The 20,626-nt window shown below is 71.5% G+C and carries 17 protein-coding genes and 2 pseudogenes; 9 read left to right on the forward strand and 10 right to left on the reverse strand.

From position 1 onward, the window contains the following. The 5 genes and pseudogenes from CIB93_RS34570 to CIB93_RS34590 all read left to right on the forward strand — a co-directional run. Nucleotides 1–207: pseudogene (locus CIB93_RS34570) on the forward strand (hypothetical protein); the annotation flags it as partial. 91 nt (nt 208–298) lie between these two features. After that, nucleotides 299–478, forward strand: a complete 180-nt coding sequence (locus tag CIB93_RS34575) for a hypothetical protein (RefSeq protein WP_096632727.1) — start codon at nt 299–301, stop codon at nt 476–478. 131 nt (nt 479–609) lie between these two features. Beyond that, the gene (locus CIB93_RS34580) at nt 610–1,080 is read left to right on the forward strand and encodes a BlaI/MecI/CopY family transcriptional regulator (RefSeq protein ID WP_096632710.1); all 471 of its coding nucleotides are present in this window, start codon (nt 610–612) and stop codon (nt 1,078–1,080) included. A 9-nt stretch (nt 1,081–1,089) separates the two neighbouring features. Then, the gene (locus tag CIB93_RS34585) at nt 1,090–1,659 is read left to right on the forward strand and encodes an amino-acid N-acetyltransferase (RefSeq protein WP_257002497.1); all 570 of its coding nucleotides are present in this window, start codon (nt 1,090–1,092) and stop codon (nt 1,657–1,659) included. A 144-nt stretch (nt 1,660–1,803) separates the two neighbouring features. After that, the gene (locus CIB93_RS34590) at nt 1,804–2,139 is read left to right on the forward strand and encodes an Lsr2 family protein (protein WP_018489329.1); all 336 of its coding nucleotides are present in this window, start codon (nt 1,804–1,806) and stop codon (nt 2,137–2,139) included. Here CIB93_RS34590 and CIB93_RS34595 read toward each other — a convergent pair. Next, nucleotides 2,118–2,732, reverse strand: a complete 615-nt coding sequence (locus CIB93_RS34595) for an SCO3374 family protein (protein ID WP_096632712.1) — start codon at nt 2,730–2,732, stop codon at nt 2,118–2,120. The genes CIB93_RS34590 and CIB93_RS34595 overlap by 22 nt on opposite strands. A 450-nt stretch (nt 2,733–3,182) precedes the next feature. On the opposite strand from CIB93_RS34595, the gene CIB93_RS34605 reads away from it, so the two are divergent. Continuing rightward, nucleotides 3,183–5,711, forward strand: coding sequence for an ATP-dependent Clp protease ATP-binding subunit (locus CIB93_RS34605; RefSeq protein ID WP_096632714.1), 2,529 nt, complete (start codon nt 3,183–3,185; stop codon nt 5,709–5,711). Between the two features lie 88 nt (nt 5,712–5,799). On the opposite strand, the gene CIB93_RS34610 is transcribed toward CIB93_RS34605, so the two are convergent. Both CIB93_RS34610 and CIB93_RS34615 read right to left on the reverse strand, forming a co-directional pair. Further along, nucleotides 5,800–9,054 (reverse strand): NACHT domain-containing protein, encoded by a 3,255-nt coding sequence (locus CIB93_RS34610; protein ID WP_096632715.1) that lies wholly within the window; start codon nt 9,052–9,054, stop codon nt 5,800–5,802. Further along, nucleotides 9,051–9,455 carry a trypco2 family protein gene (locus tag CIB93_RS34615; RefSeq protein ID WP_096632716.1) on the reverse strand — a complete coding sequence of 135 codons (405 nt, stop codon included), beginning with the start codon at nt 9,453–9,455 and terminating at the stop codon, nt 9,051–9,053. Before CIB93_RS34615 ends, CIB93_RS34610 begins: the two co-directional genes overlap by 4 nt. A 456-nt stretch (nt 9,456–9,911) precedes the next feature. On the opposite strand from CIB93_RS34615, the gene CIB93_RS34620 reads away from it, so the two are divergent. Then, nucleotides 9,912–10,610, forward strand: a complete 699-nt coding sequence (locus CIB93_RS34620) for a M23 family metallopeptidase (RefSeq protein ID WP_096632718.1) — start codon at nt 9,912–9,914, stop codon at nt 10,608–10,610. A 253-nt stretch (nt 10,611–10,863) separates the two neighbouring features. Here the strand turns inward: CIB93_RS34620 and cseC are convergent, their stop codons facing one another. The 5 genes from cseC to CIB93_RS34645 all read right to left on the reverse strand — a co-directional run bounded on the left by cseC (nt 10,864) and on the right by CIB93_RS34645 (nt 15,605). After that, nucleotides 10,864–12,201 (reverse strand): two-component system sensor histidine kinase CseC, encoded by a 1,338-nt coding sequence (cseC, locus tag CIB93_RS34625; RefSeq protein ID WP_096632719.1) that lies wholly within the window; start codon nt 12,199–12,201, stop codon nt 10,864–10,866. 42 nt (nt 12,202–12,243) lie between these two features. Next, nucleotides 12,244–12,963 (reverse strand): two-component system response regulator CseB, encoded by a 720-nt coding sequence (gene cseB / locus CIB93_RS34630; RefSeq protein WP_096632720.1) that lies wholly within the window; start codon nt 12,961–12,963, stop codon nt 12,244–12,246. A 90-nt stretch (nt 12,964–13,053) separates the two neighbouring features. Continuing rightward, nucleotides 13,054–13,707, reverse strand: a complete 654-nt coding sequence (locus tag CIB93_RS34635; protein WP_096632732.1) for a hypothetical protein — start codon at nt 13,705–13,707, stop codon at nt 13,054–13,056. A 143-nt stretch (nt 13,708–13,850) separates the two neighbouring features. Further along, a complete protein-coding gene (locus tag CIB93_RS34640; RefSeq protein ID WP_096632721.1) occupies nt 13,851–14,522 on the reverse strand; it encodes a SigE family RNA polymerase sigma factor in 672 nt (223 codons plus the stop codon). Between the two features lie 168 nt (nt 14,523–14,690). After that, nucleotides 14,691–15,605, reverse strand: coding sequence for an A/G-specific adenine glycosylase (locus CIB93_RS34645; protein WP_096632722.1), 915 nt, complete (start codon nt 15,603–15,605; stop codon nt 14,691–14,693). A gap of 222 nt (nt 15,606–15,827) precedes the next feature. Here CIB93_RS34645 and CIB93_RS34650 point away from each other — a divergent pair, with 222 nt between their 5' ends. Continuing rightward, a complete protein-coding gene (locus tag CIB93_RS34650) occupies nt 15,828–16,637 on the forward strand; it encodes a hypothetical protein (RefSeq protein WP_179500348.1) in 810 nt (269 codons plus the stop codon). A gap of 219 nt (nt 16,638–16,856) precedes the next feature. Here CIB93_RS34650 and disA read toward each other — a convergent pair whose 3' ends face one another. Both disA and radA read right to left on the reverse strand, forming a co-directional pair. Beyond that, nucleotides 16,857–17,981: a DNA integrity scanning diadenylate cyclase DisA gene (gene disA / locus CIB93_RS34655; protein ID WP_047177248.1), complete on the reverse strand. Its 1,125-nt coding sequence runs from the start codon at nt 17,979–17,981 to the stop codon at nt 16,857–16,859. 80 nt (nt 17,982–18,061) lie between these two features. Further along, the gene (radA, locus tag CIB93_RS34660; RefSeq protein ID WP_096632725.1) at nt 18,062–19,474 is read right to left on the reverse strand and encodes a DNA repair protein RadA; all 1,413 of its coding nucleotides are present in this window, start codon (nt 19,472–19,474) and stop codon (nt 18,062–18,064) included. A 204-nt stretch (nt 19,475–19,678) separates the two neighbouring features. Between radA and CIB93_RS34665 the strand changes: the two are divergent. Then, nucleotides 19,679–20,626, forward strand: a pseudogene (locus CIB93_RS34665) (hypothetical protein); the annotation flags it as partial.

Raw genomic sequence — 20,626 nt, forward strand, 5'->3', positions numbered from 1 at the left:
GGGCTCGCGGCCCCCGGCCCGCGGAGCCGACTGCTGGCCCTGCCCGGCGGCCGCGCCGCCGACCGGGAACCGGACCGGCCCAAGGCCCCCGCCGCCCCGAGCCGCCCCCAGGCTCCCGGAGACCGCCCGATGCCCAAGCCCTCCGAGGTCTTCCCGCCTCGCCGCCGCCCCGAGCCGCCGCCGTCCGAGGAGCGGGCGGCCGGCTGACCCCGCCCGTACCGCCGCCCGGCCCGACGTGGCGGCCTCCACCCGGGAGGTCGCCGCGTCGGGCCGCACGGGGCTCGCTACTCTGGACGGCATGGACTATGTATCCGCGCTCGTGCCCCCCGTGGTGATGGCCGCCTTCTTCATCGGCCTGATCGTGACGATCGTCAAGAGTCAGGGCGGTCCGAACAAGGCCAAGGAAGACGCCATCGTGGACGCGGCTCTCGCCCACGCGGATTCCGTAAAGCAGACCGCTCGTCCGGAGAATGCCTGACCGCGGGAGCGGCCCGCCCGCCCCGCACCTCCGCGACGTACACCCCGGAGCGCACGACTCGATGAGAGCCGTGCGCTCTTTTGCTGTGTAAATACCGGGCCATTCAGGACATCGGGCACTAAAGTGATCCCGTGCCCCGCCAATTGGGAGACCTGGAAGACGCCGTGATGACCCGCGTCTGGCAATGGAACCGACCGGTCACGGTGCGGGAAGTCCTTGAGGACCTCCAGCAGGAACGGTCCATCGCCTACACGACGGTGATGACGGTAATGGACAATCTCCATCAGAAGGGCTGGGTGCGCAGGGAAGTCGACGGCCGGGCCTATCGATATACGGCCGTCTCGACCAGGGCCGCCTACTCGGCCGCACTGATGAACGAAGCCTGGTCACAGAGCGACAACCCCGCCGCCGCACTTGTCGCGTTCTTCGGCATGATGTCCGCCGAGCAGCGCGAAGCACTCCAGGATGCCGTTCGCATGGTTTCCCCCGACCCTGCCGAAAGTGCCCCTGGCACTACCTCCGTCAACCCCGCGGAAGCGACCGCGGAGACCACCGGAGATGCCGCCCCGGCCGATGCCGCGGAGCCGGAGAGCGGGCGATAGCGTCGGGGCATGTCCTCAGAACAGCCGCAAAGCGATCCGGATACCGAACTCCATACCGACCCGTCGGTAAATAAGCCCGCCATCACCGTCCGGCGGGCCAGGACGAGTGACGTCCCGTCCGTGCGCCGACTCCTCGACGGGTACGTGTCCGGGGGCATCCTGCTCGACAAAGCGACGGTCACCCTTTACGAGGACATCCAGGAGTTCTGGGTGGCGGAACGCGACGAGGACGCGACGGTCATCGGCTGCGGCGCACTTCACGTCATGTGGGAAGACCTGGCGGAAGTGCGGACCCTTGCCGTCGACCCCCGCATCAAGGGGGCCGGAGTGGGGCATCACGTTCTGGTCAAGCTCTTGCAGACCGCGCGCTGGCTCGGTGTCCGCAGGGTTTTCTGCCTCACCTTCGAAGTGGACTTCTTCGCCAAGCACGGCTTCGTCGAGATCGGAGAGACGCCGGTCGACACCGATGTCTACAGTGAGCTGCTGCGTTCCTACGACGAGGGTGTCGCGGAGTTCCTCGGTCTCGAACGGGTGAAGCCGAACACCTTGGGCAACAGCCGGATGCTTCTGCACCTGTGACTGGAGAAGGGCCTGCAACCCTATGTCCGAATCGCGCACGTTTCCCGTCTTCTCGGGCTCCTGAACCTCTCCCGGGGGTTTGTGTTTTCCGGGGAAAAGCGGTTTCCTTTCCGCGTACTCCATTTTCGATGAAAGGAAATCCCCGTGGCACAGAAGGTTCAGGTCCTTCTTGTCGATGACCTCGACGGCGTCGAGGCGGACGAGACGGTCACGTTCGCCCTTGACGGCAAGACGTACGAGATCGACCTCACCACGGCCAACGCGGACAAGCTTCGCGGCCTTCTTGAGCCCTACACCAAGGGCGGACGTCGCACCGGTGGCCGCGCCGCCACGGGCCGCGGCAAGGGCCGCGCCGTGTCCGGTGGCAACAAGGACACCGCGGAAATCCGCCGGTGGGCGCGGGAGAACGGCCACAATGTGAATGACCGCGGCCGTGTCCCCGCCGAGATCCGCGAGGCTTACGAGAAGGCCAACGGCTGATCCGCCGCACCTCTTGTCAGTGGCCCGACGCGGGCGCGCACCAGCCGGACCCGATGGCACTCCGTCGCCGCGGCGTCCACCAGGCGTACGAGATCGGGGGCATCCCCACCGCTGCTCCCGAAGCCCGCGAGGGCCGGCAGCGCCGACTCGGGCAATCGCCTCGGCTCTGGGGGCCGCAGCCATACGGCGGCCCCCGTCGAGTCCCCAGGTCCGCCCGGGAGGGGCGGGGCCGTGATGCGGCCCCCCGCACCCACGGCGGTCAGATCCACGGCGACCGGACCCCATTCCAGCCAGTCGAGCAGCCCCGGCAGCTCATCGGCACCGCCCGCGGCGACCAGCAGCCCCATCCGTGCCCCGGACAGCAGCACCGGACCGGTACGCACCCCGCGCCGCAGCACGGCGTGACCGGCCTCGGCCGGGAGCTCCAGCACATCGAAGCGCAGACCGGTGAGCAGCCGCAGCGGAGCGCATCCCGCGGTGGCCCACCCCAGCTCCTGTTCGTACCTGCGCGCGAGGACGGCGTCGGCCGACCCCGGAGCGGCTTCGGGTGGCGAATCGGATGACGACCGGGGCTGCGGGACGGTGGGGGCCATGGTCGATGAACCGTCGAACACCCCCCGAAGTTACGCAGGGTCCGCAAGTGATCACGTCGCGTTCCGGTTGCGGGGGCGCGCGAGGGCATTCAGCAGCGCAAGGTTGTTCGCCCGTAGCGGAGGGAACCGGGGCGCGCCGCATGGACTGTCAGTGATTGCGGGTAAGACTTTCCTAGTGGGAAGGGGCGACACGCTGGCCGAGGCGTCTCACGTTCGCCATCGGCGTACTTGCGATAGGGGTATCTGCCTGGCCTGCGGGAACATCGTCTCGCACCATCGGGTTGGAGCAGTTGTCAGCTGTTCGGCAGTAAGAATCCCCGCCGGTGCGGGGGTGATCCGGACGGATGTCGGCAGTTGGAATGAGCTGTCCCGTCCTGCGGGACTAGCATGCGGAAGGACTGGGAGGGGACCGACCCCTCACTGACCGACCGCTCTGAGGAGCGATTAACGATGTTCGAGAGGTTCACCGACCGCGCGCGGCGGGTTGTCGTCCTGGCTCAGGAAGAAGCCCGGATGCTCAACCACAACTACATCGGCACCGAGCACATCCTCCTGGGCCTGATCCACGAGGGTGAGGGTGTCGCCGCTAAGGCCCTGGAGAGCCTCGGGATTTCGCTCGAGGCGGTCCGCCAGCAGGTGGAGGAGATCATCGGGCAGGGGCAGCAGGCTCCTTCCGGGCACATCCCCTTCACCCCGCGAGCCAAGAAGGTCCTGGAGCTGTCGCTCCGCGAGGCTCTTCAGCTGGGCCACAACTACATCGGCACCGAGCACATCCTGCTCGGCCTGATCCGCGAGGGCGAGGGCGTCGCCGCCCAGGTCCTCGTGAAGCTGGGCGCCGACCTGAACCGGGTCCGGCAGCAGGTCATCCAGCTGCTTTCCGGGTATTCGGGCGGCAAGGAGGCGGCCACCGCGGGCGGACCCGCAGAGGGCACGCCCTCCACGTCCCTGGTGCTCGACCAGTTCGGCCGGAATCTCACCCAGGCCGCTCGTGAGTCCAAGCTCGACCCGGTCATCGGGCGCGAGAAGGAGATCGAGCGGGTCATGCAGGTGCTGTCCCGCCGGACCAAGAACAACCCGGTGCTCATCGGCGAGCCCGGCGTCGGCAAGACGGCGGTCGTCGAGGGCCTGGCCCAGGCGATCGTCAAGGGCGAGGTGCCCGAGACCCTCAAGGACAAGCACCTCTACACCCTGGACCTCGGCGCCCTGGTCGCCGGTTCGCGGTACCGGGGTGACTTCGAGGAGCGCCTGAAGAAGGTCCTCAAGGAGATCCGCACCCGCGGCGACATCATCCTGTTCATCGACGAGCTCCACACGCTGGTCGGTGCGGGCGCCGCCGAGGGCGCGATCGACGCGGCGAGCATCCTCAAGCCCATGCTGGCCCGCGGTGAGCTCCAGACCATCGGTGCCACCACGCTCGACGAGTACCGCAAGCACCTGGAGAAGGACGCGGCGCTGGAGCGCCGCTTCCAGCCCATCCAGGTCGCGGAGCCGTCGCTGCCGCACACCATCGAGATCCTCAAGGGTCTGCGCGACCGCTACGAGGCCCACCACCGCGTCTCCATCACGGACGAGGCCCTGGTGCAGGCGGCGACGCTCGCCGACCGGTACATCTCGGACCGCTTCCTCCCCGACAAGGCGATCGACCTGATCGACGAGGCCGGATCGAGGATGCGCATCCGCCGGATGACCGCGCCGCCGGACCTCCGCGAGTTCGACGAGAAGATCGCCGGTGTCCGCCGGGACAAGGAGTCGGCCATCGACTCCCAGGACTTCGAGAAGGCGGCTTCCCTCCGCGACAAGGAGAAGCAGCTGCTGGCGGCGAAGGCCAAGCGGGAGAAGGAGTGGAAGGCCGGCGACATGGACGTCGTCGCCGAGGTCGACGGCGAGCTCATCGCCGAAGTCCTGGCCACGGCCACCGGTATCCCGGTCTTCAAGCTGACGGAGGAGGAGTCCTCCCGTCTGCTGCGCATGGAGGACGAGCTCCACAAGCGCGTCATCGGGCAGAAGGACGCCATCAAGGCCCTTTCGCAGGCGATCCGCCGTACGCGAGCCGGCCTGAAGGACCCCAAGCGCCCCGGTGGCTCGTTCATCTTCGCCGGTCCGTCCGGTGTCGGTAAGACCGAGCTCTCCAAGACGCTCGCCGAATTCCTCTTCGGCGACGAGGACGCGCTGATCTCCCTCGACATGTCGGAGTTCAGCGAGAAGCACACGGTTTCGCGCCTCTTCGGCTCGCCCCCCGGTTACGTGGGCTACGAAGAGGGCGGCCAGCTCACCGAGAAGGTGCGCCGCAAGCCGTTCTCCGTCGTCCTCTTCGACGAGGTCGAGAAGGCCCACCCCGATATCTTCAATTCCCTGCTCCAGATTCTGGAGGACGGTCGCCTGACCGACTCCCAGGGCCGGGTCGTGGACTTCAAGAACACGGTCATCATCATGACGACCAACCTCGGGACCCGGGACATCTCGAAGGGCTTCAACCTGGGCTTCGCCGCCCAGGGCGACGTCAAGACGAACTACGAGCGCATGAAGGTCAAGGTCAACGAAGAGCTCAAGCAGCACTTCCGGCCGGAATTCCTCAACCGTGTCGACGACACGGTGGTCTTCCACCAGCTGACCGAGGAAGACATCATCCAGATCGTCGACCTCATGCTCGCCAAGGTCGACGAGCGCCTCAAGGACCGCGACATGGGCATCGAGCTGAGCTCGGACGCCAAGTCGCTCCTGGCGAAGAAGGGCTACGACCCCGTGATGGGCGCCCGGCCGCTGCGCCGGACGATTCAGCGCGAGATCGAGGACATCCTCTCCGAGAAGATCCTCTTCGGTGAGCTGCGCCCCGGTCACATCGTGGTCGTCGGCGTCGAGGGCGAGGGTGACGAGAAGAAGTTCTCCTTCCGCGGCGAGGAGAAGTCGGCTCTGCCCGACGTCCCCCCGATCGAGCAGGCGGCAGGCGGCACCGGCCCGAACCTGACGAAGGACGCGTGACGCACACGCCCAGGGCGTGAGCCCGGGCTGAGGGGCTGCCCCGCAATCGGTATTCGTACCGGTTCGGGGCAGCCCCTTTTCGTACGCGTCAGCCGCGAGGGGCGTAGAGCCGGTTGCCCAGTTCCTCCGCCCCGATCAGGCGTCGCTCGGTCAGCCCGGTGACCCCTACCCGCAGGCCCGGCCAGGAGTGCAGCGCCGTGAGGTCCAGTACGCGCCGGGCGGAGGCGTCCAGGGTGAGACGGGTGACCCCGGGGAAGAGCGGCCGCAGCATCCCGAGGTCCCCGCCGTGGTCAGGGGCCTGCACGGACAGTTCCTCGACGGTGGGCACGCACACCGAGCGGGCGGGCCGGTGCGCCCAGGGGAAGGCGGTGAGGCCGAGAACGGTGATCCGGGAGTGCTCCCGCAGCGCGGTGAGGGCGTCGTCGAACGCGTCGAGCTCCGAGACCTTCAGGTGGGTGAGGGACTTCCAGCCATCGAGTCCGTCCAGGGCGAGCGGACGCCGACTCGTCACGGTCAGGTCGGTGACACCCGGGTGGGCCGCGATCTCGCTCAGCCGGCCGGCCCCGAGGTTCTTCAGTCTGAGCTCCCGCAGACCGGGCACCTCCGCCAGGGGCGCCAGGTCACCCGGGCGCGTCCCCTCAGCGTCCAGGAACAGGGTCACGACCTTGTGGAGTCCGGCGAGCGGAGTGAAGTCCCGGATCGCCTGGCACCGTCCGACGTCCAGCACCGACAGGGAGTCCGCGACGGTGTTCAGGGACGAGAGCCCGGGGAGCCGGGCGTTCGTCCCCAGGAAGAGCGCCTGGAGCCCGGTGCCCTCCAGCGCCGCACCGATCTCCGCGTCGGACAGGTCCAGGCCCAGCAGCAGGGCGAACACGGACGGAAGGTGACGCAGCGCCCTCAGCTGTTTCCGGTCGTTCACGGCGAGGAGCGTGCCCAGGAGGGTGCAGTGGGCCAGGACCTCGGCGGCGTACTCCTCGGGCGGGAAGCGTTCCCACTTGTCCGCGAACTTGGTGCCCAGCCAGGGGTGGGCCAGCGCCCACTCACGGGCGTGGGGAACCGCGGCGGCTCCCCCGATGTTCAGGATCAGGGAGACCACGAACGGGGCGTGCCTCTCCGAGTCGGACATCGTGTGCGGGGCGGGCAGGAACGCCAGCGCCGCCGGGCCCAGCCGGGCCAGGGAGCTCACCTGGCTGTCGCTGGTCGGCGGGAACAGCGCCGCCGTGCTCTCGCGGACCGCCGCCCGGACGGGGCCGTCCAGCCAGGCCGCGTGCTGCGCGCACAGGGCGGCCAGGACATGGACGGCGGTGCGGTCCGCCGTGCCGGCCCCGTGCCGCAGGCCCGTGTTCAGTAACCCCCTTACGAGTGCGGCGAGTTCGCGTCGCCCGCAGTGCCCGGCCGCCAGCAGGATCACGTCCTGCCAGGTCTCCTCGTCCGCATGGCGCAGCAGCTCGTTGAGGTGGTCGTCCTCGACGAACTCCTTCGCGGCCAGGTAGTCCTGGAAGGTGCGGTGGATGAACTGGTAGGTGTCGTCGCCGCGTTCCTGGAGCAGGCCGCTGCGGTTCAGCAGATGGGTCAGGATCCGCTCGGGCGGGCCCTGCGCACCCACTCGCTCCATCCCCGCCAGCGCACGCCGGAGTTGGCGCAGTGCCTGGTCGCGGGTGAACTCCGACTGTCCCTCGCGCACCAGCCACACCGCGATGCGTTGGAGGAGCTGGGTGTGCTCCTCGACGTCCAGTTCGACGCCCTCGGGGTCGCCGATCCGGCGGCGGCGGTCGCGGTGGCCGAGGAGCATTTCCAGGGCCGAGCGGTACAGGCTCCACCGGGTCTCGGGGAGGAAGCCGTCGCGGCGGCGGTGCAGGGCGCAGATCACCGCGCAGAGCAGTGGCGTACGGGCCAGGTCACGGAGCGCGGGGTTCTGGGCGAACTGGCGGGCAAGGTCACGTTCCAGTCCGTCGAGCCGCTCGGCGTCGTCCTCCTCGGACAGCCGGGCCGCCCGGTGCCAGGAGGTCACGAACGCCTGGATGTCCTCGTTCCGCATCGGCAGCAGCCGGAGCTCCGCGAAGCCCTCGGAGCGCAGCCAGTCCGGCTCGACGGCGAGCGGCCGTACGGTCGCGACGCACCGGGTGTCCGGGTAGCGGGCCAGCAGGTGTGTGAGCCAGGTGTGCGCCTGTTCGCGGTCCTCCGGAGGCACCTCGTCCAACCCGTCCACCAGCAGTAATGCCCGGCCCGACGCCAGGACCCGGCCCGCCCAGCCCTCCGGGGCCGTGTCGACCACTAGCCCCGCCGCACCCGACAGCTCCGCCGGGCCCGGGAACGTCACCCCGCGGGCCCGCAGGGTGCGCAGTGGCACCACGAAGGGAACCAGGCCGTTCAGCGGGGCCAGGTCGTCGTCCAGGGTGCGGGCCGAGGCGTGGGCGGCCAGCCACCACAGCAGGGTCGTCTTGCCCGCGCCCGCCTCGCCGCGCAGCAGGGCCCGGGGGCGGCCGTTGAGGAGGGCGTCGATGCGCTGGGGGAGGGGCGGGCCCGGAGCGGCCCGGTCCTCGGTCTGCGCCTGTGCCTCCAGGCTGAGGTAGGCGGTGTCCAGGTCCCATTCGGAGTCGTGCCTGCTCAGCTCGTCGAGGCCGAAGATCTTCGTACGCCGGTACGCGACGCCGAGCGCCTGCGCGTACTCCGCCTCGTACCGCAGGTCCCTCGGAAAGCTGCCGTGGACGCGTTCCTGGCGCAGGGAGATCTCGTTGCGCCGGAAGACCAGGCGGAAGGGGGCCGCCGTGAGGACCGGGCCGAGCGGGACGCACTCGACCCGGCGGCCCTCGCGCTGCCGGGGGACCTGCCGGGCGATGCCGAGGAGTACGTCCCCCATGAAGACCGGGCCGCCGGAGAGCCCGGACAGGGCCGCGGGCTCGTCGTCGGGGAGCGCGGCGGGCGGGCCGTCCAGATCGCAGACCAGCAGATCGCGGACCCGGCCCGCCATCGGCAGGACCGTCGCCGTGTACTGGTCCGCCTCCAGCCGCCGGTCGGGGCCGTAGCGCTGGACGCGCGGGAAGCCGGTGATCTCGCAGTCGGGGATCGCCTGGCGGGTGTCGACGACGCCGAGCCGCACCGGGGGGACCCGCCGCACCGGCTCGACGGCCTCCAGCAGGGCCACGTCCAGCTGGTAGTCGATCCAGGCGACGGTGGCCCGTATCCGGTCCGGGAGCGCGGGGTGGGCGACGAGGACGGACCCGGACTTGACCACATGGGCGCAGGTCAGGACCAGCCGGTCGGTGAGCAGGACGCCGCTGCCCTGGCGGATCGCGGAGACGGCCACCGTGCGGTCGGCGGGGTGGGTGACGGTCGTGCTCATGTGCGGGAGGGCCCGTTTGCCCCGTCGCCGAACCCAGCCGTGCCGTGGTCGTGCGCCGGGTCCGCACCGAACCCCGCCGTCGAGCCGTCGTCCTCCGCCCCGATCTCCCACGCCTCGCCCGTCGCGGCGTTGCGCGGGGTCAGGGTGAAGGCGACCTTGTGCGTGCGGCCCGTGGCGCGGGCGGCGTCCGCCCCCGCCTCGACCACCCAGGCCTTCACCTTGCCGCCCGCCCTGGCCTCCCGGCGCAGTTCGAGGGTGAACTCCATCTGGATGTCGCCGACCGCGAAGGAGACGGGGTGGTCCGTGGCCCGGGTCGCCGCGTCGATGAGCTGGTTACGGATGGACGCGACGGCATCGGCGAGCTCGATGCCGTCCAGGGCGTGGGTGCTCTCGGCTGTCATGGGGTCCCCCGGGGGTGCGGCGTCGCTTTCCCGTCAGCGTAGTGATGCAGCAGGCCGAAGGTCCCGAATCGGAAGGACCAAGGTCCCACCGGCGGTGACAAGGCGCACAGCCCGAAACAGGCCTACTACCCATGCTAGGAGAAAGCGCCATGATCGGCCCCGGGACCTTCGCCCCGGCACCGGCAGGCACTTTCGATGTTTTGGGCGATACGGGCTATTCGAGGCTTAATGTCCGGAAAGTCCCCATGAAGCAGGTGTCAGACCTCGTCCGTGCGAAGGATTCCGTAGCTCGCGCCGACTCCTCGTAAGGGGACAAGCAAGGTGAATTCCCCCAGTCCCCTCTACGGCTTTTCTTCGTAGATGGGGGGTTTGAGCATGGGTGGGGGTGCGGGTTACCAAGGTTGAGCAAGCCCGGACAGCACGCCGGGTCCACTCACCTTCGGAGGACTTCACCGTATGAAGCGCGCATCGAACCAGCACACCATCCGCCCGTCCGCCTTCCGTGTCCGTGGCGCCGTCCTGGCCGCCGGCCTGGGAGCGTCCGTGGTGCTGGGTGCTGGCACGGCGTTCGCGTCCGGCACCACCGGTGCCGCCGGCACCGCCCCCCTCGCGGTGGGGGCCACCGCCGACTCGGTCGCCAAGCAGGCGGCCGCGCAGGGCAAGGCGGCCGCGAAGAAGGCCTCCGACGCGAAGAAGAAGGCCGAGGACAAGAAGAAGGCGGCCAAGAAGAACGCCGCCTCCTGGAAGGCCCCGGTCAAGAAGTACACGCTGAGCGCCAGCTACGGCACCGGTGGCGCCCGCTGGGCCGCCAAGCACTCCGGCCAGGACTTCGCCGTCCCGGTCGGCACCCCGGTCGTGGCCGCCCACACCGGCACCATCGTGAAGGCCGGCCCGAACGGCGGCGGCGACGGCCCCGCGTACGGCAACGCCGTCGTGATCAAGCACGCCAACGGCAAGTACTCGCAGTACGCGCACCTGTCGAAGATCAACGTGAAGATCGGCCAGCAGGTCAAGACGGGCCAGAAGATCGCCCTGTCCGGCAACACCGGAAACTCCAGCGGCCCGCACCTTCACTTCGAGATCCGCACCACCCCGAACTACGGCTCGGCGCTGAACCCGGCCGCGTTCCTCCGCTCGGTGCACGTCTCCATCTGATCCGGCCGGCTCAGGGGGCGCCCGGCAGATCATGACCCCGGGCACGCCCTACCGTGCGACGCCGCCGGCACCCGGTACCCCGGGCACCCGTCGGCCGCGCGGCACAACCGAACAGAGTCAGTGGACCCGTTACACCCCGGTACCCGGGGCGTGCGCCCGGGTCACCCGACCGACGGCGACGTCGAGGACAGCCTCACGGCTCACTCCTCGGGGTCGCCGTCGGCGTTCCCCCGGGTGCAGTGCGGCGTGCGGCTCAGTCCGACGCCTGCCGCTGGTCCGCCATCCGCAGCACCGGGAAACTCCCCGTGTTCGTCGGCGCGTGCTCCGGCAGCCACAGCACCGCGATCGCCCCGCCCGTGCCCTCCACCGCACCCGAGGGCGCGGCGTTCCGGAAGGTCAGCCGGGCCCCCAGCACCCGGGCCTGGCCCGACGCGATCGTCAGCCCCAGACCGTGCCCGTGCCCGGCCCGGTCCATGGAGCCGGTACGGAAGCGGCTCGGCCCGTCCCGCAGCAGCTCCTCCGGGAACCCGGGACCGTGGTCGCGGACCCGGACCACCCGGCCCTCGACGGTGACCTCCACCGGGGTGGAGCCGTGCTTGGCCGCGTTGCCGAGCAGATTGCCGAGGATGCGCTCCAGACGGCGCGGATCGGTGGAGACCCACGACTCGTGCACCACCCGTACGGTCACCTCGGGATCAAGCACCCCGATCCGGCGGCTGACGAACTCCCCGAGCGGCAGCTCCTGGAGCTCCGCCCGCTCCGAAGCGCTGTCCAGGCGGGCCACCTCCAGCACGTCCTCGACCAGTGTCCGCATCGCCTGGGCCCGGTCCCGTACCAGCTCGGTGGGGCGGCCCGGCGGCAGCAGCTCGGCCGCCGTGAGCAGGCCGGTCACCGGGGTGCGCAGCTCGTGGGCGATGTCCGCGGTGACCCGGCGCTCCGCCTCGATCCGCTCGTTCAGCGCGTCGGTCAGCGCGTCGACCGCCCGCGCCAGCTCGTCCGTCTCGTCGCGGACGACCCCGCCGACCGAGTCCCGGACCCGGACGTCCGTCTGCCCCTGGGCGACCAGGCCCGCCGCGGCCGCGGCCTTGCGCAGCCTGCGCGAGAGCTGGCCGCCGATCAGGACGCCGAGGGCGCAGCCGCCGAAGACCACCGAGACCGATCCGATGATCAGGGCCCGGTCCAGGTCGTCCATGATCGTGGCGGAGCGGTCCGCGAACCGGGTGTGCAGCGAGAGCACGTCCCCGTTGGCCAGCGGCACCGCCGCCCATACGTCGGGAACCCCGTCGGGGCCCTCCGCCACATGGGTGGCCCGGCGGTTCTTGCGGACCTCCTCGCGCAGGCTAGGCGGGATCGTCGGGTCGTTGAGCTTGGCGCCGAACTTCGGCGCGCCCTTCTGCATGTTCGTCGCCTCGTAGAAGCGCTGAGCGCCCAGCAGCCGCTCCAGCTGCACCTCGCGGGCGTTCTCGATCATCGAGACCCGGGCCGCGTTGTGCACCACGAGGCTCAGCGCCACCGCGACGAGCGCGCCGACCCCCGCGATGGCGATGCTGATCTTCCAGCGAACACCCGTCCGCAGGGCCCGCCGCTTCATCCGCGCCTCACCGGGCGCCTCACCAGTCGCTTCATCCGCGTATCAGCCGCGCAGCTTGTAGCCGAAGCCGCGGACCGTCTCGATCCGGTCCTGGCCGATCTTGGTGCGCAGCCGCTGGACGTGTACGTCCACGACCCGGGTGTCGCCGCCCCAGCCGTAGTCCCACACCCGCTCCAGGAGCTTGTCGCGGGACAGGACGGTGCCCGGCGCGGACGAGAACTCCAGCAGCAGCCGCATCTCGGTGGGCGTCAGCGCCACCTGCTCACCGGCGCGCCGCACCTCCATGCCGTCGGTGTCGACCTCCAGGTCGCCGAAGACCAGCACCCCGCCGAGCACCTGGTCCTCGCCCTCAGCGCCGCCGCCGGGCTGCTGTCCGCCGTCCGGCCCGGCCGCGTGGCCGAAGCGGCGCAGCACCGCGCGGATGCGGGCGACGAGCACCGCGCCGTCGAAGGGCTTGGTGACGTAGTCGTCCGCCCCGGCCTCCAGGCCCAGCACCACGTCGATCGAGTCGGCGCGCGCGGAGAGCATGATCACGGGGACGGTCGACTCGTCCCGGATGCGCCGGCACAGGCTCACCCCGTCCAGGCCCGGCACCATCACGTCGAGCAGGGCGATGTCCGGCCGGTCGGCCCGGAAGGCCTCCAGGCCGGAGAGCCCGTCGGGCATCGCGGTGACGGTGAAGCCGACCCGCTCCAGGGCGAGCTGGGTGGCCTCACGGATGACGTCGTCGTCCTCGACGAAGAGGACGTGGGTCTCGGCCATGGACGCTGCTTCTCGCTTTCGGTTCCTGCGCGGTTGTGCCGGGCGGGGCCACCGCTTCAGTTGTCGCCCGGTTCCTCCGGGGTGACTGCTTCAGTTGCTGCTCGGCTCCACCACCGGGTCCTCCGGCTCCGACTGAACCGGCAGATCGCCGTCCGCGCCCTCGAAGCCCCGGCTGAAGTCGTTGTGCACCCGGTCGTGCTCGGTGAAGCGGTCGCTCGCCCAACGGTAGGTGACCACCTCCGAGCCGGACGGGGACGTCATCGGGTCGTCCGCCCCGTACACCTGGGTCGTCACCACCAGGTCGCCCCGGTCGATCGTGCCGTAGACGGCGGGGACCTCGACCGTGAACACGTTCTCGTACGAGCCGTTCTCGCCGGCCCGGTACACGTAGGTCCCGATGCCGACCAGGTCGGCGCAGCTCATCACGTTGACCACGACGTCGGCGGCCGGGCCGCCGGTCAGCGATCCGTAGGAGGTGTCGACCGGGTAGGCCTTGCCCGCGCAGGGCTCAAGGCCCTTCTTGATCCGCTCGCCCACCTTGGGGTCGTTCTTGAGGAGCCGAACGCTGTCGACCCGCTTGGCGGCCGGGGCCGTGCCGGAGGGGCTGGGCTGCGGGGTGATCTGGGCGACGGGCTGGCTGCCCGCGGGGCCCTCGTCCCGGGTGCCGGTGCCGCCGGTGGTGCAGCCGACGCTGAACAGCCCGAAGGCGACGAGTCCGGCCAAGGCCGTGCCACTCGCCGCCATAGCGGGCCGGAGCCCGCGGCTCCGGCCGGATCTCCCCGGGGCGCCGTCGTCGTCCGCACCGTCGAAGCCGCCGCCCGAACCGCTGTCCGAGCCGCCTTCGGGGCTGCCGCCCCCGCTCCCGCTGATGCCGCCGCTGCTGCCTGTCAGGCCGCGCACCGCTCCATCCCCCGCTCGTCGTGACGCCCGTGCCGCTGCGCCGGTGTGTGTGCCCGCCCGCCCGGAACCACCGTGACCGGCGACCGCTGGGCGACGACACGGGCGGAGGCGACCGGCGCCGCCGCGCGGTGGCTCCCGGTCTCCCGGGCGATCGCCTCGCGGCTGTGCAGCTCGCGGCTCTCCAGCTCCTGACGCAGTCGCGCCAGCGCCCGGTGCAGTGTGCTCTTGACCGTACCGGCGGACATGCCGAGCGCTGCGGCCGTCTCCTCCGTGCTCATCTGCTCCCAGTGTCGCAGCACGACGACGCTGCGCTGCTTCGGAGCCAGAATCCCGAGGATGTCCATCAGCAGGGCGCGGTCGGCGCGCTGCTCGCTGCCGTCCTCGACGCTCGCGTCGGGCAGCTGCTCGGTGGGCACCTCGTCGAGCTTGCGCGCCCGCCACCACTCCGTACGGGTGTTGATCATGACGCGGCGCAGATAGGCGTCGGCCAGGGACTTGTCGGCGATGCCGTCCCAGCGGCCGTACGTCCGCACCAGGGCGGTCTGCAGCAGGTCCTGCGCGTCCACGGGGTCGGGAACCAGGCGGCGCGCGCTGCGCAGCAGGGCCTCCTGCCGTGTGCGTACGTAGTCCTCGAACGCGAGCACCTCGCCCTGCGCCATGACAACCGCCTCCGTCCCCGTTCGATCCCCGTGCACTGCTGTCGCAGACGCTACGGAGGCGTTGTCACGGCGATGTGCGGAGCAGCCGTAGGACGGTGCACGGCTGTCCATCGGTTGTGTAACAGCCCCGGGCGGGGCCCCTCACGGCGCCCTGCCCGGGGCCCGGGTTCAGGTCAGCGGCAGCCGGTAACGCCCGTCGGCCAGCGGCTCGACCAGCCCGTCGGCCACCAGCCCGTCCAGCGCACGGGCCCGCTGCACCGGCTCGTCCCACACCGCGTCCAGGGCGGCCTGCGGGACTGGGTTGAGCGCGTCCCGCAACACCGCGAGCAGCCGCCCGCGCACCTGGCGGTCCGTACCGGCGTACGTCTGCCCCTTGCGCGCGGGCCCCTGGTGCGGGGGTTTCCCGGCCAGCCGCCACGCGCACCGCGAGGCGATCGGGCACCGGTCGCAGTCCTCGTTGCGCGCGGTGCACACCAGCGCGCCCAGCTCCATCGTGGCCGCCGCCCAGCGCGCCGCCCGCTCGTCCTCCTCGGGCAGCAGGGCCCGGGCGAGCTTGCGCTCGGCGGCCGTGGTGGCGTTCGGCGGGTACTGGATGCCGGTCGCGGCGCGGGCGAACACCCGGCGGACGTTCGTGTCGAGCACCGCGTGCCGCTGCCCGTACGCGAACGAGGCCACCGCCGCCGCCGTGTACTCGCCGATCCCGGGCAGCGCCAGCAGCTGGGCGTGCTCGCTCGGTACGTCGCCGCCGTGCCGTTCCGTTATCGCCTGCGCGGCCCCGTGCAGCCGCAGCGCGCGGCGCGGGTAGCCGAGCCGGCCCCAGGCGCGTACCGCCTCGCCCGGCGCCTCGGCAGCCAGGTCGGCGGGGCGGGGCCAGCGGGCCACCCACTGTTCGTACACCGGGAGGACCCGGCTCACCGGGGTCTGTTGCAGCATGAACTCGCTGACCATCACGCCCCAGGCGCCCGCTTCGGGGCGGCGCCAGGGCAGATCGCGGGCGTGCTGCTCGAACCATCCGATGACGGGGGTGTGGAGGGAGGCGGCGGCGGGGGGCGTCTGAGGTGAAGTCGAAGTCATGGCAGTCATCGCACTCCCGATCCTGGCACGGAAGACGGGCGGTCGGTCACGGGCGCGGGGGTGTCGGCCGCACGCGCGGCTCAGCGAGTGACAACGGCCACCCGTTCTGTCCCTTGTGCCCAGGCCTGCGCGACCGCCGCCCGTGATGATGATCGGCAAAACTTGTGCCCCGAGCGGCGGGTGGGGCCCGAGCGGCCCCGGATCTCTCGTACAGTTTGGGCCGTGGGATCTATGCGTAATCCGGTCGGTCCGCTTCCCTCCAGCATCTACTGGCGACGGAGGGCGGTAGCGGCACTCCTGGTTGCGCTGCTCGCCGCGCTGGTCGCCTGGGCGGTCACCTCCGCCGGCGGCGGGGGGAGCACGGGCGACGGCAAGTCCGGCGGCTCCGACCCGGTCAAGTCGATCACCCCCGGACCATCGAGCACCGGCCCCGCGATCAGCCAACAGCCGGGCGGGCGCGACGAGTCGGACGAGGACGGCGGCTCCGGGGGTTCCGGCGGCTCCGACGGCGGCGACGGCGACACCGGTGCGTCCTCCGGCGGCGCGAGTGACGGAGCGTCGCCCGACGGATCGTCAACAGGCTCTGCGGGCACGGCCGGTGCGGGCGGACAGCAGGTCCCGGCGAACTCCCCGCTCCCCGACTGCAAGCCCGGCGCGGTGCAGTTGAGCCTGCGTACGAAGGTCAGCTACGGCCCCGACGACAAGCCGAAGTTCGAACTGATCGCCAAGAACACCTCGTCCGCCACCTGCAAGACCGACCTCGGACCGAAGAACGTGGTCCTCACCGTCACCGAGGCGGGCGGCGACGACAACGACCGGATCTGGTCCTCGAAGGACTGCCCCGCCGCACCCGGCCCGCTGTTCCTGAAGGTCCCGGCGGGCGAGACGGTGGTGCACACCGTGGACTGGAACCGCACCCGCTCCGCCCCCGACTGCGCGACCCCGCCGCCGGGCAAGGCGGGCCCGGGAACGTACCTCCTGGAGGCGAAGCCCGAGGGGGGCCCGGTCCAGCGCGCATCGTTCGTCCTGTCGAAGGACTGACGTCTCAGCCCGTGTCCGAGCCACATCCAGCCCATGCGGCACCTTCCAGCCCGTCCGGCGCTTGGGGACGGAACCCTCCGCCTGGGCGGGTGGCGCTCATGCCGGGGCTGTGGGCCCGTGAATCCCAGCCCGCCGGCGCTTGAGGACGCAACCCCCGCCCCGGTGGAAGGCACGCGAAAGAGGGCGCCCGCCCGGACGCCCTCCCGACCCGCGCCGAACTCAGACGTACCGCTCCAGGATCGACGACTCCGCCAACCGCGACAGCCCTTCCCGCACGCTGCGCGCCCGCGCCTCGCCGACGCCGTCCACGGTCTGGAGGTCGTCCACGCTCGCCGCCAGCAGCTTCTGCAGGCCCCCGAAGTGCTCCACGAGCCGTTCGATGATCGCCCCCGGCAGCCGCGGCACCTTCGCCAGCAGCCGGAACCCCCGCGGGGACACCGCCGAGTCCAGCGTCTCGGGCGAGCCGCTGTAGCCCAGCGCCCGCGCCACCACCGGCAGCTCCAGCAGCTCGGTGTGGCTCAGCGCGTCCAGTTCCGTCAGCGCCTCGGCCACCGTGCGCGACCGTTTCGCCGTCGGTTCCGGGACGTAGTCGCGGACGACCAGCTCCCGCTCCGGCTCCACGCCCGCGATCAGCTCGTCCAGCTGGAGCGAGAGGAGCCGCCCGTCAGTGCCGAGCTCGACCACGTACTCCGCGATCTCCGTGGCGATCCGCCGCACCATCTCCAGCCGCTGCGCCACCGCCGTCACGTCCCGCACGGTGACCAGGTCCTCGATCTCCAGCGCGGACAGCGTGCCCGCGACCTCGTCGAGGCGGAGCTTGTACCGCTCCAGGGTGGCGAGCGCCTGGTTGGCCCGGGACAGGATCGCGGACGACTCCTCCAGGACCCGCCGCTCCCCGTCCACGTACAGCGCGATGAGCCGCATCGACTGGGAGACCGAGACGACGGGGAAGCCGCACGCCTTGGAGACCCGGTCCGCCGTACGGTGACGGGTGCCCGTCTCCTCCGTGGGGATCGAGGCGTCCGGGACCAGCTGCACCCCGGCCCGCAGGATCTTGGTCATGTCCTTGTCGAGGATCAGTGCCCCGTCGAGCTTGCACAGCTCGCGCAGGCGCGTCGCCGTGAACTCCACGTCCAGCACGAAACCGCCGGTGCACATCGACTCGACGGTCTTGTCCATGCCCAGGACGATCAGCCCGCCGGTATTGCCGCGGAGAATGCGCTCCAGGCCGTCCCGCAGGGCCATACCGGGCGCGACCGCGCTCAACGAGGCGCGCATCAGCGCCTCGTTGCCGGTGCCTTGGCCGGACTTTCCGGGCGTCGTCGCCCGGTCGTTGGCTGCCACTGCACTCCTCCGGTCACAGGTTTGCGGTGCCCTTGCGTCCGCCATGCCGTGTCCACGGGCGGGCGAGACCAGGGCAAAGTCTACCGGCGCACCTTGTCCTCCTGTGGTGCCTCCTTGCGAGAGCGGGACGGGAGGACCCGCAGGGCGTCGCCCATGTCGGCGACTTCCGTGACCTTCATACCGGCCGGGACCCTCCCCGGGTCGGTCGGGACGAGGGCGTGGGTGAAGCCCAGCCGGTGGGCCTCGGCCAGTCTCCGCTGCACGCCGGTGACCCGTCTGACCTCGCCCGCGAGCCCCACCTCACCGATCGCGACCAGGTTCTTCGGCAGCGGGGTGTCGCTGGCGGCACTGGCCAGCGCGAGCGCGATGGCCAGGTCGGCCGCGGGCTCGGTGAGCTTCACACCGCCCACCGTGGCGCTGTAGATGTCCCGCTTGCCGAGCGCGCTGATCCGGCCGCGCTGCTCCAGCACGGCCAGCATCATCGAGACCCGGGAGGTCTCCAGACCGGAGGTGGTGCGCCGGGGCGAAGGGATCTGGGAGTCGACGGTCAGCGCCTGCACCTCGGCGACCAGCGGCCGCTTGCCCTCCAGCGTCACCGTCAGACAGGTGCCCGGCACCGCCACGTCGCGCCGGGTCAGGAAGAGGCCCGAGGGGTCGGCGAGACCGGTGATGCCCTCGTCGTGCAGTTCGAAGCAGCCGACCTCGTCGGTCGCCCCGTAGCGGTTCTTGACGCCGCGCACCAGGCGCAGCCGGGCGTGCCGGTCGCCCTCGAAGGACAGCACCACGTCGACCAGGTGCTCCAGCAGCCGGGGCCCGGCGATCGCGCCGTCCTTCGTCACATGGCCGACCAGCAGCGTGGCCATCCCGCGCTCCTTGGACGCCCGGATCAGCGCCCCGGCGACCTCCCGGACCTGCGCCATCCCGCCGGGCGCGCCGTCGATCTCGGGTGAGGCGACCGTCTGCACCGAGTCGAGGATCAGCAGCGAGGGCTTGACCGCGTCCAGATGCCCGAGCACCGCGGACAGGTCGGTCTCCGCCGCGAGGTAGAGGTGGTCGTTGATCGCCCGGATGCGGTCGGCCCGCAGCCGGACCTGGCTCGCGGACTCCTCGGCGGTCACATACAGCGTGCGGTGGTCGTCGCTCGCCGCCTTGGACGCCACGTCCAGCAGCAGTGTCGACTTGCCGACCCCCGGCTCGCCCGCCAGCAGCACGACCGCGCCCGGCACGAGCCCGCCGCCGAGCACCCGGTCCAGCTCACCGACCCCGGTCGAACGGGCGGTGGCCGTCCGGCTGTCGACCTGGCCGATCGGCACGGCGGCGGCCGAGACCCTCCCGGCCGCGGTGGTGCGCACGGCGGGGGCGCCGCCGAACTCCTCGACCGTCCCCCACGCCTGGCACTCGGGGCAACGGCCGAGCCATTTGGCGGTGGTCCAGCCGCACTCGGTGCAGCGGTAGGACGGTCGGTCCTTCGCGGATTTCGTACGGGCAGCCATGGCGCCACCGTAGCGGTGGGGTACGACAGTCCCGCCCGCGCGGTCCGCGTATCCGGTCCGACACCCGGCCAGCTCGCACGGAGGGCGCACGGGAGCATCCCGGAGCATTCCTGAGCGCCCCCGGCGGGAACCGCTGATCCCTGTCCCCTTTCGAGGGATACGTTCACCCGTTGGGATTAAAAGTGCTCAAGGGGCGCTAAGGGCATGCGCTCCTCTGCCTACGGTCGCCGGGTGACGAGCAGCAGGCTGGAGACCCCCACGCACACCACCGGCGCACACCGGGCGCACCGCCGGGACCATCACGCCGCGGCAGAGCGATCCCCCGCACGTTACGAGCCGTATCTCGACGGGCTGTTCACCTACTGCCTCTCCGTGCTCTGCGACCACGACGCGGCCGCGGAGGCGCTCGGCGCGGTCCTCGCGGTCGCGGACCGGCAGGACGCCCGGTGTCCCACGGCCGAGGAGGAACGTAAATCCTGGCTGTACGCCCTGGCCCGATGGACCTGCCTGCGCACCCTCACCGAGCGCAAGCGCGGCCGTCAGGCCCACCGCCGCCCGTCGGGACCGGCCAAGCCACCCCGTACGGCCAAGGCCTCCGAAACCCCCACGCCCGCGGGCCCGCAGGAGAAGCACGCACCGGACCCGCGGGGAAAGCACGCACCGGGCCCGCGGGGAAAGCACGCACCAGCGCCCTCCTCCGCCCCCGCCCGCCCCGCCACCCCCGAGGACGCCACCACCCCCGCCCCCGCCGAGTCCCCGGCCGCCGAGGCCCGCCGCCGGGAACTCGCCACGCTCGCCTGGCCCGAGGCCGCGGGCACCACCCCCGAGCAGCGCGAAGCCCTCGAACTGGCCGTACGCCACGGGCTCACCCCGCGCGCCGTCGCCGCCGTGCTCGGCATGGAGCCGGTCACCGCCCGCGAGCTGCTGGCCGCCGCGGCCTGCGAGGTGGAGCGCACGCGCGCCGCCCTCGCCGTCGTCGAGACCGGTGACTGCCCCACCGTCGCCCGGCTCACCGGCGACCACCAGGTGCTGCTCTCCACCGCCCTGCGCCGCGAGCTCGTCCGGCACGTCGACGACTGCCCGCGCTGCCGCCGCGCCGCCGAGCGGGCCGACGCCGCGGGGCCCTGGCCCGGAGCGGCCCTGGCCCCGGCC

The organism is Streptomyces sp. WZ.A104 (genome assembly GCF_002382885.1).
Classification (GTDB): Bacteria; Actinomycetota; Actinomycetes; order Streptomycetales; family Streptomycetaceae; genus Streptomyces.